The 15935-nt window shown below is 43.7% G+C and carries 10 protein-coding genes; 6 read left to right on the top strand and 4 right to left on the bottom strand.

What is annotated here, in order from left to right; all coding sequences use genetic code 11:
- The first annotated feature begins 351 nt into the window (after window positions 1-351).
- The 6 genes from gltB to ACXJY6_RS09505 all read left to right on the top strand — a co-directional run bounded on the left by gltB (window position 352) and on the right by ACXJY6_RS09505 (window position 9631).
- Complete coding sequence (gltB, locus tag ACXJY6_RS09530) at window positions 352-4815, top strand: glutamate synthase large subunit (RefSeq protein WP_458768181.1); 4464 nt, start codon at window positions 352-354, stop codon at window positions 4813-4815.
- 17 nt (window positions 4816-4832) lie between these two features.
- A complete protein-coding gene (locus tag ACXJY6_RS09525; protein ID WP_456050599.1) occupies window positions 4833-6245 on the top strand; it encodes a glutamate synthase small subunit GltD family protein in 1413 nt (470 codons plus the stop codon).
- 208 nt (window positions 6246-6453) lie between these two features.
- On the top strand, window positions 6454-7149 hold the full coding sequence (mtnN, locus tag ACXJY6_RS09520) for a 5'-methylthioadenosine/S-adenosylhomocysteine nucleosidase (RefSeq protein ID WP_458768180.1): 696 nt from the start codon (window positions 6454-6456) through the stop codon (window positions 7147-7149).
- A 21-nt stretch (window positions 7150-7170) separates the two neighbouring features.
- A complete protein-coding gene (locus ACXJY6_RS09515; RefSeq protein ID WP_458768179.1) occupies window positions 7171-8133 on the top strand; it encodes a cobalamin biosynthesis family protein in 963 nt (320 codons plus the stop codon).
- A complete protein-coding gene (btuF, locus tag ACXJY6_RS09510; RefSeq protein ID WP_458768178.1) occupies window positions 8126-8944 on the top strand; it encodes a vitamin B12 ABC transporter substrate-binding protein BtuF in 819 nt (272 codons plus the stop codon). The genes ACXJY6_RS09515 and btuF overlap by 8 nt, the downstream gene beginning before the upstream one ends.
- Window positions 8945-9019: 75 nt before the next feature.
- Window positions 9020-9631, top strand: coding sequence for a TRIC cation channel family protein (locus tag ACXJY6_RS09505; protein WP_458768177.1), 612 nt, complete (start codon window positions 9020-9022; stop codon window positions 9629-9631).
- Window positions 9632-9758: 127 nt separating this feature from the next.
- On the opposite strand, the gene carB is transcribed toward ACXJY6_RS09505, so the two are convergent.
- The 4 genes from carB to mutT form a co-directional block, all read right to left on the bottom strand.
- Window positions 9759-12989, bottom strand: coding sequence for a carbamoyl-phosphate synthase large subunit (gene carB, locus ACXJY6_RS09500; protein ID WP_456050594.1), 3231 nt, complete (start codon window positions 12987-12989; stop codon window positions 9759-9761).
- A gap of 15 nt (window positions 12990-13004) precedes the next feature.
- Window positions 13005-14144: a glutamine-hydrolyzing carbamoyl-phosphate synthase small subunit gene (gene carA, locus ACXJY6_RS09495; protein ID WP_456050593.1), complete on the bottom strand. Its 1140-nt coding sequence runs from the start codon at window positions 14142-14144 to the stop codon at window positions 13005-13007.
- Between the two features lie 479 nt (window positions 14145-14623).
- The gene (gene dapB / locus ACXJY6_RS09490; protein ID WP_458768176.1) at window positions 14624-15433 is read right to left on the bottom strand and encodes a 4-hydroxy-tetrahydrodipicolinate reductase; all 810 of its coding nucleotides are present in this window, start codon (window positions 15431-15433) and stop codon (window positions 14624-14626) included.
- Window positions 15434-15533: 100 nt separating this feature from the next.
- The gene (mutT, locus tag ACXJY6_RS09485) at window positions 15534-15935 is read right to left on the bottom strand and encodes an 8-oxo-dGTP diphosphatase MutT (protein WP_458768175.1); all 402 of its coding nucleotides are present in this window, start codon (window positions 15933-15935) and stop codon (window positions 15534-15536) included.

Raw genomic sequence — 15935 nt, 5'->3', positions numbered from 1 at the left:
TTATTAAGCGAACATTAATAGCATCACCTAAAGGTCAGTCGCTCGCGACTGACCTTTTATTTTTCCGTCTGACGGATGCTCCTAACTATAAATCCTCTATCATTTTACCTACGACTCCGCTCAGCATAAAATATTTGAGTAACACTCTCGTTAACAAATCAATAACTTATGCAACAAGTCAGCATGATTCTCTTGACGTTTTGTCACTTTAGCTCTAGCTTAGGTGGTCATGATCAGACAAGCAACTCGCATTTATACGCTCAATAAGTGCATATAAACTCAATAATAGCGAGAAATAAGAATAGTTAGTCACTTACTGTGTTATAACAGATTAGCAAAAGGAGAATTGCAATGAGGCTGTGTCATCCAAGTTTCGAACGAGACAACTGTGGGTTTGGTTTGATAGCACATATCAAAGGAAAACCAAGCCACAAACTAGTCCGAACGGCTATTTCAGGATTAGATAGAATGACGCACCGTGGCGGAATCGCTGCGGATGGGAAAACCGGTGATGGTTGTGGCTTACTGCTACAAAAACCAGACAGCTATTTTCGCATTATTGCCGAAGAAAACAGTTGGACACTGGGTAATCAGTATGCGGTTGGCATGGTGTTTTTGAGTCAAGATCCTATAAAAGCTCAAACTGCCCGTGACATCATCAACCAAGAACTAAAACAAGAGACACTAACCGTTTGTGGTTGGCGTCCTGTTCCAACCAATGACAATGTTCTCGGTCCCATTGCGCATGAGTCGCTACCAGACATTCAACAAGTTTTTATTACCGCTCCTGCAGGTTGGAGAGATCGAGATATTGAACGCCGCCTTTATGTTGCTAGAAGACGAATAGAAAAGCGTATCACCGACGACTCTGATTTCTATATATGCTCCCTATCCACTCAAGTCATTGTTTATAAAGGACTCTGCTTACCTGCGGACTTACCACGTTTTTACCTTGATCTCGCCGATCTGCGTATGGAGTCGTCGATCTGTTTGTTCCATCAACGCTTCTCAACCAATACTCAACCCCGCTGGCCTTTAGCGCAACCATTTCGCTATTTAGCCCACAATGGTGAAATCAATACCATTGAAGGAAACCGAGAATGGGCACGGGCTCGTGGCTATAAATTTGCGTCTCCTCTGATTCCAGACTTGCAAACCGCAGCACCGTTCGTGAATGAAATAGGCTCCGATTCTTCGAGCTTGGATAACATGCTCGACCTCTTTTTAGCGGGCGGTATGGACTTATTTAGAGCAATGAGAATGTTGGTTCCACCTGCATGGCAAAATCACCCAGATATGGATCCTGAACTTCGCGCGTTTTACGACTTTAACTCAAAACATATGGAACCATGGGATGGTCCAGCAGGAATCGTGTTATCTGATGGTCGTTATGCCGCCTGTAACCTCGATCGAAATGGCTTACGCCCTGCGCGCTATGTGATTACAAAAGACAATCTGATTACCATCGCCTCTGAAGTTGGAATTTGGAACTACGCTCCCGATGAAATCGCAACAAAAGGTCGTGTCGGCCCTGGTGAGTTATTTGTCATTGATACCAAACTAGGTAAAATTTGGCAATCCGGTGAAATTGATAATGAACTCAAATCACGTCACCCATATCAAGAGTGGATGACAAATAACGTTCATCAATTAACGCCTTTTGCCCAGTTGGACGATACGCTCATCGGACAAACAAACCTTTCGGTGGAAGAGCTAAAAGTCTATCAAAAGCAATTTGCTATGAGCAACGAAGAGATAGATCAAGTATTGCGAGTTCTTGGCGACATGGGACAAGAAGCAGTCGGTTCAATGGGCGATGACACACCAATGGCGGTATTGTCTTCGAAAGAGCGCTTAATCACCGATTACTTCCGCCAGAAATTTGCTCAAGTAACGAACCCACCGATTGATCCGTTACGCGAAAAACACGTCATGTCTTTGGCCACGAGCATTGGCCAAGAGATGAATGTCTTTAATGAAACCGATGGCCATGCTCATCGAGTTACATTTGATTCACCAGTATTAATGTACTCCGATATGCGCCAGTTGTTGCGCCTCGATAACGAACATTACCAAAATACCATTCTCGATATTAATTTTGATCCCAATGAAAAAGATTTAAAACAAGCGATCTTAGATATTTGTGACCAAGCTGAACAGGTCGTTCGAGAAGGGACCGTGCTACTCGTTTTATCTGATCGAGATATAACCAAGGACAAGCTCCCGATTCCTGCCGCTATGTTAGTGGGCGCTGTTCATTCTCGCTTAGTGAATACTCAACTACGTTGTGACGCTAATATCGTGGTTGAAACCGCAACCGCACGCGATCCTCATCAATTTGCGGTACTTATCGGATTTGGCGCTACCGCTGTATACCCGTATTTAGCGTATGAAGTACTTGGAAAAATGGTCGCTGACGGTTTAATCGAAAAAAGCTATCGCGATGTGATGCAAAACTACCAATACGGCATCAACAAAGGACTGTTTAAAATCATGTCCAAGATGGGCATTTCAACTGTCGCTTCCTACCGATGCTCACGCCTGTTTGAAGCGATAGGTTTGAGCCAAGATCTAGTCGATCTCTGCTTTAGTGGTGTGACAACTCGAATAGAAGGCGCCACATTCTCTGATTTCCAACAAGATATGAGTAACTTATCGCGTAAAGCATGGGCAACTCGAAAACTGATTGAACATGGCGGGTTACTCAAATATGTCCATGGTGGTGAGTATCACGTCTACAACCCAGATGTGGTCAGTACTTTGCAAAAGGCCGTACAAACTGGCGAACCGACTGACTACACTACTTATGCGGCTCAAGTAAACCAGCGACCAGTTTCAATGCTGCGAGATCTATTTAGCCTGAGTTCAAGTACCTCGCCAATTCCATTGGAGCAAGTCGAAGCATCTAAAGCACTCTTCAGACGCTTTGATTCAGCGGCTATGTCGATCGGTGCACTAAGCCCAGAAGCACACCAAGCTCTTGCAACGGCGATGAACCGTATTGGCGGTTACTCTAACTCTGGAGAAGGTGGAGAAGACCCGGCTCGATTTGGTACTGAGCGTAACTCTCGAATTAAGCAAGTTGCCTCTGGTCGATTTGGCGTCACACCACACTACTTAATAAATGCTGATGTATTGCAGATTAAGGTCGCTCAAGGTGCAAAACCTGGCGAAGGTGGACAGCTACCAGGCCATAAAGTCACAGCAGAAATAGCCAAACTTCGTCACTCAGTACAAGGTGTCACGCTCATATCACCGCCACCACACCATGATATTTATTCGATAGAAGACCTCTCTCAGCTGATCTTCGATCTTAAGCAAGTAAACCCAAATGCATTAATATCGGTCAAATTAGTGTCTGAGCCGGGAGTTGGAACCATTGCAACCGGCGTGGCTAAAGCGTACGCAGATTTAATCACGATATCCGGTTACGACGGAGGCACCGCTGCGAGCCCACTAACATCGGTGAAATACGCGGGGTGTCCTTGGGAACTTGGTTTAGCAGAAACACAACAAGCCTTAGTTGCCAATGGATTACGCCACAAAATACGTCTTCAAGTTGATGGCGGCTTAAAAACTGGCCTCGACGTCGTAAAAGGCGCGATATTAGGCGCTGAAAGCTTTGGTTTCGGTACCGGGCCAATGGTCGCAATGGGGTGTAAGTTCCTTAGGATTTGCCACCTCAATAACTGCGCAACCGGCGTGGCCACTCAAGATGAAACCTTGCGCAAAGAGTACTTTAAGGGTCTACCAGATATGGTAATTAACTACTTTACTGGTATTGCTGAAGAAGTACGTGGTTATCTGGCTCAGCTTGGCGTCGAGAAACTGACTGACCTTATCGGCCGAACTGATTTACTCGAAGTGCTAGAAGGCAATACAGCCAAACAACGTAAGTTAGACCTTTCTGCTATCTTGGAGAAACCGGTCTCGAAACATCATTTACCGATGTTTTGCACCGAGCCAAATATCCCGTTTGATAAAGGGTTGCTCAATCAAAAAATCGTCGAAGATGCCACTCAAGCGATTGACGCTCAGCACACTGCCGATTTCTATTACAACATCATCAATACCGATCGTTCGGTCGGCGCACGGATATCGGGTGAAGTGGCTAAACGTTATGGGAATGCAGGGGTTGCTTCATCACCAATTAAGCTCCATTTTGAAGGTACTGCAGGACAATCTTTCGGAGTTTGGAATGCCGGGGGGATCGAACTCTATCTGACTGGTGATGCAAACGACTATGTTGGTAAAGGCATGGCTGGGGGGAAAATTGTTATCCACCCTCATCAAGGAACGGCATTTAAGTGTAATGACGCCACGATTATGGGTAACACCTGTTTATACGGCGCAACTGGCGGAAAACTGTTTGCCGCTGGGACTGCCGGCGAACGTTTTGGTGTTCGAAACTCTGGCACCATAGCCGTAATCGAAGGCGCTGGTGATAATGCATGTGAATACATGACAGGCGGAATTGTCGCAATTCTTGGCGCAACTGGCGTAAACTTCGGTGCAGGTATGACCGGAGGGTTTGCTTATGTACTCGATCAAAATGGTGATTTTGCCGGACGAGTCAACAACGAATCTGTCGAAGCACTCTCATTAGAAGATCTCTATATTCATCAAGAGCACTTACGTGGCTTGATCGCAGAGCATTTAGAAGAAACACAATCTGAATACGCTGAAATGATTTTAGCAAATTTCGATGATTGGATTCCCAAGTTCTACCTAATCAAACCTCAAGCCGCAGAATTAAGCACACTACTTGGCCACCAAAGCCGCAGTGCTGCTGAACTTCGCGTCCAAGCTCAATAAATAGAAGGAGTTTTTTGATGAGCCAGAATGTATACCAATTTATTGATGTGAGTCGCGTGGATCCGGCTAAAAAACCGCTAACGATTCGAAAAATTGAATTTGTTGAAATTTACGAGCCCTTTACTAAACAACAGGCATCTGCACAGGCCGATCGATGTTTAGATTGCGGTAACCCTTATTGTGAATGGAAATGTCCAGTTCATAACTATATTCCTCAGTGGCTGAAACTGGCCAATGAGGGACGAATTATTGAAGCAGCAGAGCTTTCTCATCAAACCAACAGCCTGCCTGAGGTCTGTGGCCGAGTCTGTCCGCAAGATCGCTTGTGTGAAGGCTCTTGTACCCTAAATGATGATTTTGGAGCTGTCACCATCGGAAATGTTGAAAAGTACATTACCGATAAAGCATTTAAGATGGGCTGGAAACCCGATATGTCTCATGTGACTTTCACTGATAAGAAAGTCGCAATTATTGGAGCAGGCCCAGCAGGACTCGCGGCAGCAGATGTCTTAGTTCGCAATGGCGTTCGTCCTGTGGTCTATGATCGTTACCCTGAGATCGGTGGACTGCTTACATTTGGGATACCATCATTTAAACTTGAAAAAGACGTGATGACCAACCGCCGTCGCATATTCGAAGAAATGGGCGTAGAGTTCAAGTTAGGTATAGAAGTCGGTAAAGATATCGAACTTCAAGCCTTGATTGACTCTTATGATGCCGTTTTCTTGGGCGTTGGCACGTACAAAAATATGCGTGCAGGTTTGGAAAATGAAGACGCATCTGGGGTATATGATGCGTTGCCATTCTTGGTTTCAAACACCTATCGAGTTATGGATCTTGATACTCAAGAACCTTTTATTGATATGGCAGATAAAAAAGTGGTTGTGCTTGGTGGTGGTGATACGGCAATGGACTGCGTCCGTACATCAATCCGTCAAGGTGCATCGAACGTTATTTGTGCTTATCGCCGTGATGAAGCGAACATGCCGGGTTCTCGCCGTGAAGTGAAAAATGCAAAAGAAGAAGGCGTGAATTTTATGTTTAACCTTCAACCTTTAGGCATTGAAGTTGATGCTCACAACAAGGTCGTTGGCGTTAAAGTTGTCAAAACAGCGTTAGGTGAACCAGATGAAGCTGGTCGTCGTCGTCCTGAGCCAGTAAAAGGTAGCGAACATATTCTTGAAGCCGATGCGGTTATTATGGCATTTGGTTTTCAACCTCACGCGATGCCCTGGCTTGAGCCTTTTGGTGTGAAATGTGACCAATGGGGACGTATCTCTGCTCCGCTCACTCAAGAGTTCCCATTTCAAACGAGCAATGAAAAAATCTTTGCTGGAGGTGACGCAGTAAGAGGATCCGATCTTGTTGTCACTGCTATCGATGAAGGACGAAAAGCCGCGGATGGTATCTTAGATTACCTCCAAATCTAACCATAAAATTAGCCTTGGGTGCCTAGTACCCAAGGCTAAATAATATTCAATTTATCAACAAGTAACCGCCCTTTAGGCTTTATATCCACTCTAATTGACCCAATCTCCTTTCTCAAAATTCAAAATAGCGCCGAGAGTAGTCCACTAACAAATTTCCGTGCTAAACTTCCTCTAACAATACGCTCAAATTAAACACAAAGAGAACATTATGAAGATCGGTATTATCGGCGCAATGGAACAAGAAGTCGCAATTCTAAAGTCAGCCATGGAGAACCTTTCGGAAACAACGAAAGCAGGTGCAAACTACTTTTCCGGTCAAATAGATGGTGTTGATGTTGTACTACTGCAATCTGGAATTGGAAAGGTTTCTGCGGCGCTTGGTACTACGCTATTGATTGATAACTACCAACCTGATGTCATTATTAATACGGGTTCCGCCGGTGGATTTGCATCGTCTCTTACTATGGGAGATGTTGTCATTTCATCTGAAGTTCGTCATCACGATGCTGATGTGACCGCATTTGGCTATGAGATTGGACAAATGGCCGGACAGCCAGCCGCTTTTATGGCAGACGAAAAACTCATAAGCGTAGCTGAGCAGGCTGTTAAGCAGACAGAAGACCGTCACGCAGTTAAAGGACTAATTTGCACCGGAGATGTCTTTGTTTGTACGCCCGATAAACAAGCTTTTATTCGCCAAAACTTCCCGAATGCGATAGCCGTTGAAATGGAAGCCTCCGCCATCGCTCAGACTTGTCATCAATTTAACGTTCCATTTGTTGTTGTTCGCGCTATCTCGGATGTCGCTGACAAAGAATCCCCGATGTCATTCGATGAATTTTTACCCCTCGCCGCTCAAAGCTCATCAGAGATGGTGCTAAAAATGATTTCGCTATTAAAATAATCAATCTATCACGAGGGATAAATGAGCGAACAACTGATCGACATCCTTACCACGTTTAGTCCACTAATTGTTATGTGGGCGGCGGTGCTTGCGAATCTAGCTCTCCCTATCCCTTATGCTGCTCACCCTGCAAGGGTATGGTATCAATTTGCCCAGTTGCTCGCTTCTAAAGTTAATTTGCACCGTAGTTATCAACAAGATTTGATCTCTGGGACCCTGGCTTGTGGGCTAATGCTCTTTCCTGCGTTTGTCTTACTTTTAGCAATAAAGACCCTTGCTTGGGAGCCCCACTACTTTGAATTTGCATTGCTATTATTAGCTCTAGACTGGCGTCATCAACTTCAGCTCGCTAACAAAATAGGTCAGTTTCTTAGCCAAGAAGATAAAGACAATGCTCGATTAGAGTTATCCCCTTTACTGAACCGTCAAGTAACAACACTTTCAATTGTTGGGTTAGGAAAAGCGACCTGTGAAACATTGCTTTCGGGTCATAGTCGACAAGTGATTAGCGTACTATTTTGGTTTGGAGTAAGTGGTGGAATCGGTGCATTCATTTACCGCCTTGCGTGTGAACTACATCGTGCTTGGTCACCTTCTAGAACGGAGTTTCGCCCCTTTGGTTTAGCATCTACTCGCTTGGTCTTGGTGCTAGAATGGCTACCTTTGCGCTTATTTTTAGTATTGACTCTTCTAGGTAAGAACAGTAAAACGATACTGCAACAAGCAAAAACTCAAACGCTAGGTTGGCCTTCTCCTAATCAAGGGTGGCTACTCGCTATTGTTGGTCACAAATTGCAACTAGCAATGGGCGGGCCCGCAATTTACCAAAATAAAAAAATGGTTCGAGCCAAACTAGGCGGACGAATTGCCCCATCAGCAATTCATATTTCACAGGTAATGAAACTGCTTAACCAAAGAACACTTTATTGGTTGGCAATACAAAGTATCATTATAGCTCTCATCTGTTTGGTACCTCATGCATAAACTCATCTTTATTTTAACTCTATTTGCAACTCAATCAGCCGTTGCTAACCAATATCAACGTATTATTACCCTTGCCCCTCATGCTACCGAGTTAGCATTTTCTGCGGGATTAGGGGATAAAATTATAGCGGTAAGCGCGCACAGTGATTACCCAGAAGAGGCACATAATCTAGAAAAAGTCGCCAGTTATCAAGGTATCAAGTTAGAGCGTATTCTTGCTCTCAATCCCGACCTCGTTATCTCATGGCCCGCAGGCAACCCAATGAGAGAACTCGAAAAGCTCGAAAAGCTAGGGGTGGAAGTCTATAAATCTCAAGTAACCACCATCGACTCCATCGCCGATAGTATCGATAAACTCAGTCAATACGCTGATGATCCATCGATTGGTCAACGCAATGCTCAAAAGTTTCGCGATCAACTGCTGTTACTTAAACAAGAGTATCAACACAAACCGAAAGTAAATTACTTTTATCAATTGAGTGAAAAGCCGATCATTACGGTGGCGCAAGATAACTGGCCCAGCGAAGTATTTCGTTTTTGCGGCGGTGTTAATATTTTCGAAACAAGCTCTGCTCCCTACCCTCAAGTCGGTATCGAACAAGTGGTACTAGGAAAACCAGACGCCATTTTTACCTCTCGTCATGCAATGGAAAATGGGGACATGTGGTTTGATTGGAGCACAATACCCGCTGTTAAAAACCAACATATCTGGATGCTCAATGCGGATTGGATTAACCGTCCAACGCCACGAACGTTAAACGCCATTACTCAGGTGTGTGAGTACTTAGACGTAGTACGTGAAAGCCACTAACACTTAGCATAACTTTTTTGTACAATGCGGCCTCGTTATTATTTCCCTTTAGGCTTCTAAAGAAGCGGAATCACCATGCTACTTTATATAATCGATTTATTTGGAACGGCTATATTTGCCATCTCAGGTGTTCTCCTTGCTGGCCGATTGCGTATGGACCCTTTCGGTGTCATCGTTCTAGCGAGTGTTACGGCGGTTGGTGGTGGGACCATACGTGATATTGCCTTAGGTGCAACTCCCGTATTTTGGATCACGGATACTAGCTATCTTTGGGTCATCATTACAACTTGCATACTTACAATGTTTTTTGTCCGTCGGCCTAAGCGTTTGCCATGGTGGATCCTACCAGTGTGTGATGCAATAGGGCTTTCAGTATTCGTTGGTCTTGGGGTAGAAAAAGCACTTACCTATCAAGATTCATATATGGTTGCGGTCGTCATGGGCGTAATCACAGGCTGTGGTGGTGGTATTATTCGAGACATACTTGCACGAGAAGTACCTATGGTTCTCAGAAGTGAAGTATACGCGACCGCATGTATTGTTGGCGGAGTATTCCACACCACGGCATTGGCGCTAGACTTTCATCAGCATGTCGCTATTTTAGCAGGGCTCATTTCAACGCTGTTAATTCGCTTGTGTGCCATTCGCTGGCATTTATCCTTACCTAACTTCAATTTCAATCACTAACTTTACTTTCATACCGTTATCGTTCGAGTCGAGCTCTGGTCACCAACAATAACTCAATAATAAAAAAGCCCGCTACGAATAGCGGGCTCAATATTTTTTATACCGTCTAACTTACTGAAAAGAACTCTTACGCTTCGTTTTCCAGTACTTTAGCATGCATTTCTTGAACAGATACAACCGATGCTTTTGGATCAGAGGTATGAGCCATACAAGTAGCAAATGCGGCATTTAATGTCGTGGTGTAATTGACTTTTTGAGCCAATGCGCCACGACGCAGTACTTTAGAGTCCTCAATCGCTTGACGACCAGAAGCGGTATTAATGATGTAGGTGTATTCTTTGTTCTTAATGCGATCCAAAATATGAGGACGGCCTTCATGAACTTTGTTCACCAAGCGAGGATTAATTCCCGCTTCACCAAGTACCACTGCAGTGCCGTGAGTTGCATCAAGTTGATAACCCAGTTCAACAAGTTGCTTCGCTAAATCAGCAACACGATGGCGATCGCCTTCACGTACTGAAATTAACGCACGGCCACCTTCTGGATAGACACTTCCACAACCAAGCTCTGCTTTAGAGAAGGCCTCAGCAAATGTAGTACCTACGCCCATAACTTCACCTGTCGAACGCATTTCTGGCCCCAATAATGGGTCAACGCCAGGGAATTTATTAAATGGAAGAACCACTTCTTTTACAGAGAAGTACGGTGGAATAATTTCCTTCGTAAAGCCTTGCTCTGCTAATGATTGGCCAGCCATTACTCGAGCGGCAATCTTCGCCAAAGGTGCTCCAGTTGCTTTAGATACAAATGGGACAGTACGAGCTGCACGTGGGTTAACTTCGATAAGATAAACTTCGTTATCTTTAACCGCAAATTGGGTATTCATCAAGCCACGAACGCCAAGTTCAAATGCGAGTTTCTCAACTTGTTGACGCATCTCATCTTGCATTTCTTTACTTAATGTATGTGGTGGCAGTGAACATGCTGAGTCACCAGAATGAACCCCTGCTTGCTCGATATGCTCCATAATACCGCCAATCACAACACGCTCACCATCGCAGATAGCATCAATATCGACTTCAACGGCATCGTCCAAGAAACGGTCAAGAAGCACTGGAGATTCATTAGATACGCTTACTGCTTCATTGAAGTAGCGACGTAAATCTTGCTCGTCATAAACGATTTCCATTGCACGGCCACCTAACACATACGATGGACGAACAACTAATGGGAAGCCAATTTCTTTCGACTTCTCAATTGCCTGCTCCATGGCTGTAACAGTAGCATTTTCTGGCTGTTTCAACTCTAAGCGCTCAACAGCACTTTGGAAACGTTCACGGTCTTCTGCTCGGTCGATAGCATCAGGACTAGTACCAATGATTGGAACACCTGCAGCTTCAAGCGCACGTGCCAATTTCAATGGTGTTTGACCACCATATTGAACGATAACACCCGTTGGCTTTTCAACTCGAGCAATCGCCAATACGTCTTCTAACGTTACTGGTTCAAAGTACAAACGATCGGAAGTATCGTAATCTGTTGAAACTGTCTCAGGGTTACAGTTAACCATGATAGTTTCATAACCATCTTCACGTAGAGCAAGTGAAGCATGTACACAGCAGTAATCGAACTCAATACCTTGACCGATGCGGTTAGGACCACCACCAAGTACCATGATTTTCTTTTTATCTGACGGCTGTGATTCACACTCTTCATCATATGATGAATACATGTAAGCAGTGTCCGAAGAGAATTCTGCAGCACACGTATCCACACGCTTAAATACAGGGTGAATATCAAATTGATCGCGAATTCGACGAATTTCAGATTCAGCTACACCAAGTAACTTGGACAATCGAGCATCCGCAAAACCTTTGCGCTTAATTTTACGCAATACATCCGCAGTGAGACCTGCAAAACCACCGGCTTTTATTTCTTGTTCAATCTTAATAATGTCTTCGATCTGAACCAAGAACCAACGATCTATTTCAGTAAGCTGGAAGATATCATCAACACTCATGCCAGCACGGAATGCGTCACCAACGTACCAAATACGTTCTGCACCCGCTTCTTTAAGCTCTTTACGAATACGAGAAATTGCATCGTCGTCATTTAAGTCGACCATTTCATCGAAACCAGTCGCTCCTACTTCAAGACCACGTAGTGCTTTATGCAGTGACTCTTGTTGGTTACGACCAATAGCCATAACCTCACCAACAGACTTCATTTGCGTCGTCAAACGGTCGTTAGCACCTGCAAATTTTTCAAAGTTAAAGCGAGGAATCTTAGTGACAACATAGTCAATCGTTGGCTCGAATGATGCAGGTGTTGCTCCACCGGTAATATCATTCATCAATTCATCAAGGGTGAAACCAACCGCTAATTTTGCAGCCACTTTTGCAATTGGGAATCCAGTTGCTTTTGATGCCAATGCTGAAGAACGAGAGACACGAGGGTTCATCTCAATGATAACCAAACGACCATCAGCAGGGTTAACACCAAACTGTACGTTTGAACCACCAGTTTCAACACCGATTTCACGTAGAACAGCCAATGACGCATTACGCATCACTTGATATTCTTTATCCGTTAACGTTTGAGCTGGAGCAACGGTAATTGAATCACCAGTGTGAATGCCCATAGGATCAAAGTTTTCGATTGAACATACGATGATACAGTTGTCGTTCTTATCACGAACCACTTCCATCTCATATTCTTTCCAACCGATTAACGACTCATCGATTAAAAGTTCATTGGTTGGAGAAAGCTCTAAACCACCAGAACAGATTGTTTCGAATTCCTCACGGTTATAAGCAATACCGCCACCTGATCCACCCATGGTGAATGAAGGACGAATGATACATGGGAAGCCTACTTTCTCGAGCACAGCATAGGCTTCATCCATGGTTTTAGCAGTATCAGCACGTGGACACTCTAAACCAATAGACTTCATTGCCTTATCAAAGCGAGAGCGGTCTTCTGCCTTATCAATTGCATCAGCAGTAGCACCGATCATTTCAACGCCAAACTCTTCAAGCACACCGCGGCTATCAAGCTCAAGAGCACAGTTCAATGCCGTTTGGCCACCCATTGTCGGGAGTACTGCATCTGGGCGTTCTTTTTCAATGATTCGACGAACCACTTCCCATTGAATAGGTTCAATATAAGTTGCATCCGCCATTTCTGGATCAGTCATGATGGTTGCTGGATTCGAGTTAACGAGAATAACTCGATAACCTTCTTCACGAAGTGCTTTACAAGCTTGCGCACCTGAATAGTCAAACTCACAAGCCTGACCGATAACAATAGGACCAGCACCTAGGATTAGGATGCTTTTTATGTCAGTACGTTTTGGCATTATCTACTACTCCGATTAAGCGCTATGTTGCTTGATAAGTTCAATAAAGTGATCAAATAACGGTGCCGCATCGTGCGGTCCAGGACTTGCTTCAGGGTGGCCTTGGAAACTAAATGCTGGTTTGTCCGTACGATGAATACCTTGTAGTGAACCATCGAATAGGGATTTATGCGTTGCTCTCAAGTTTGAAGGTAAAGTTGCTTCATCAGCTGCGAATCCATGGTTTTGAGAAGTAATCATCACAACGTCTCTATCCAAGTCTTTAACTGGGTGGTTAGCACCATGATGGCCAAACTTCATTTTTATGGTGTTTGCACCAGATGCTAGAGCAAGAATTTGATGACCTAAACAAATACCAAACAATGGTAACCCTTTGTCTAAGAATACCTTAGTTGCTTCAATAGCATAGGTACAAGGTTCTGGATCACCAGGGCCATTAGATAAGAAGACACCATCAGGGTTTAAGGCTAATACTTCTTCTGCTGGTGTTTGTGCTGGCACAACAGTCAGGCGACATCCACGATCAACCAACATACGTAAGATGTTGCGTTTTGCGCCAAAGTCATACGCGACAACGTGGAACGGCAACTCTTTATCTTCTGCTGGCTGAGGTAATCCACCAGTTAACGTCCATGAACCTTGTTTCCAGTCATAAGCTTCTTTAGTTGTCACGACTTTCGCAAGATCCATTCCTTTTAAACCAGGAAACTCTTTCGATTTTGCCAATGCGAGCGCTTCATCCAGGTTATCTCCAGCCATTACACAGCCGTTTTGAGAGCCTTTTTCTCTTAAGATACGAGTAAGCTTACGCGTATCAATATCGGCGATTCCGACAATATTTCTCGCTTCTAAATACTCGGACAAGCTCTGTTCACTGCGAAAGTTTGACGCAATAAGAGGCAAGTCACGAATGACAAGACCTTGAGCATGAATAGCAGAGGACTCTTCATCTTCGCTATTAGTCCCAGTATTACCAATGTGGGGATACGTTAATGTAACGATCTGTTGTGAATAGGAAGGATCAGTGAGGATTTCTTGATACCCGGTCATTGAGGTATTAAAAACAACTTCCCCGACGGATGTTCCATCGGCTCCGATGGACGTTCCGTGGAAAACCGTCCCATCTTCTAGGACTAACAGTGCTGACTTACTCAAGACAACCTCCAGAATAAAAATGCATAAATATGAGATTAAACTGCAAATTTGCCTTCCTTTAGGCTATAAAACTGAGTAAATAGCTATTTCGGACAAATTGGATGCATTCTAAAGATTGCTGTGATTTGTGTCAACGTTTAGAGGAGAGTTAAATTACACTTTTGGCGCATTAACTAAGGAAAGGGTTTATAACATATAAAATTGATATGAATACTCATCAATTTCTAAGTAATAAGACTAAATTTGAATAATTATCCGAGTGATAACTCTCAAATTAAGTTTTTTTAAAAAAGTTACTCAAGCAAACGATACCTAGATAGAGTTTATAGCTAGTTTTACTCACTTCGTAATAAAAAAAACACCAAAGCAACATAAATAAAACTAAATAATGAAAAAAACAGCAATATTGACCGAAAATAAATGAAAAAAAAGAGAACTAAAACTAATGCGCCAAGAGGACTTGGCGCAATCAATAGAACTTACAGGCGATCTAAATCTAATACTTCACTCATAGTATAGAAGCCAGCAGGTTTACTGTTTAACCAAACCGCTGCTTTTATTGCACCATTGGCAAATGTCATACGATCAGTTGCTTTGTGAGTTATTTCAACGCGCTCGCCAATATCAGCAAACATTGCAGTGTGTTCACCTATAATGTCACCTGCTCGAATGGTTGCAAAACCAATTTCTTCTCGGCTGCGTTCACCGGTGATACCTTCTCGAGCTGTCACGGCAACATCGCTCAATTTATTTCCCATGGCATCAGCAATTGCTTCTCCCATACCAAGCGCAGTCCCTGATGGCGCATCTACTTTATGACGATGATGAGCTTCAACGATTTCAATATCACAGTAATCACCCATTACTTTGGCGGCTTTTTCTAATAACTTAAACACAAGGTTAACCCCAACACTATAATTGGGGGCCATTACAATTGAGATCTCTTTAGCGGCTTCATCAATCTGATTTTTTTCAGCTTCAGTAAAACCAGTCGTGCCAATCACTAACTTTTTATTGTGTTTTTTACACAGCTCGATATTTGCTAAAGTATTTTGTGGCGCGGTAAAATCGACAATAACATCGAAGTTATTTATCACCGATTCCAAATCATCGACAACGGCAACATCAAAACGACCTTCACCACATAATTCACCAGCATCAACGCCAATTAACGAAGACTCTGAGCGCTCTGAACCAGCACCCACTGTCGCGTCTTTATTGTGGTGAGTCGCTTTTACAAGATTACGTCCCATGCGGCCCGCTGCACCCGCAATTGCAATTCTTACCATTAATTCATTCTCCGTTGTTGTTTTGTTCGCATCTGTAGGCGATATCATTTTTTGCGTTACAATAAACTACCAATAAAGCCTATCATTGGCTAGCTCAAACTTAGACTGAAAACTGATTGATAACTTGTTCGACAATCGGTCGGTTTGCTTCTGGAAATTCAAAATCGGCTAAAGTGCTAACGCTGACCCATTGACCCTGTTGCCCTTCTCTTCCATAGGGCTCATTGACGAACTCAGTTACACAAATAAAGTCAAAGTGCAGTGACTTATCTGGATAGTCATAATCGAATTGATGGAACAAATGTTGCCGAGTAACCTCAATTCCAATCTCTTCATTCAATTCACGAACGACCGCTTGTTCAACCGACTCATTAACTTCAACCTTGCCACCGGGAAATTCCCAAAATCCACCTTTATGAACGTGGTCTGGGCGCTTCGTTATAAATATCTGGCTCTTATCTGGATTAAGTATAATCGCTGCAACAATATGAACTCTTTTCAT

Source organism: Vibrio phycocola (assembly GCF_054404255.1).
Note: the sequence above shows the minus strand (reverse complement) of the source record. Positions and strands in the feature narration are given on the sequence as shown.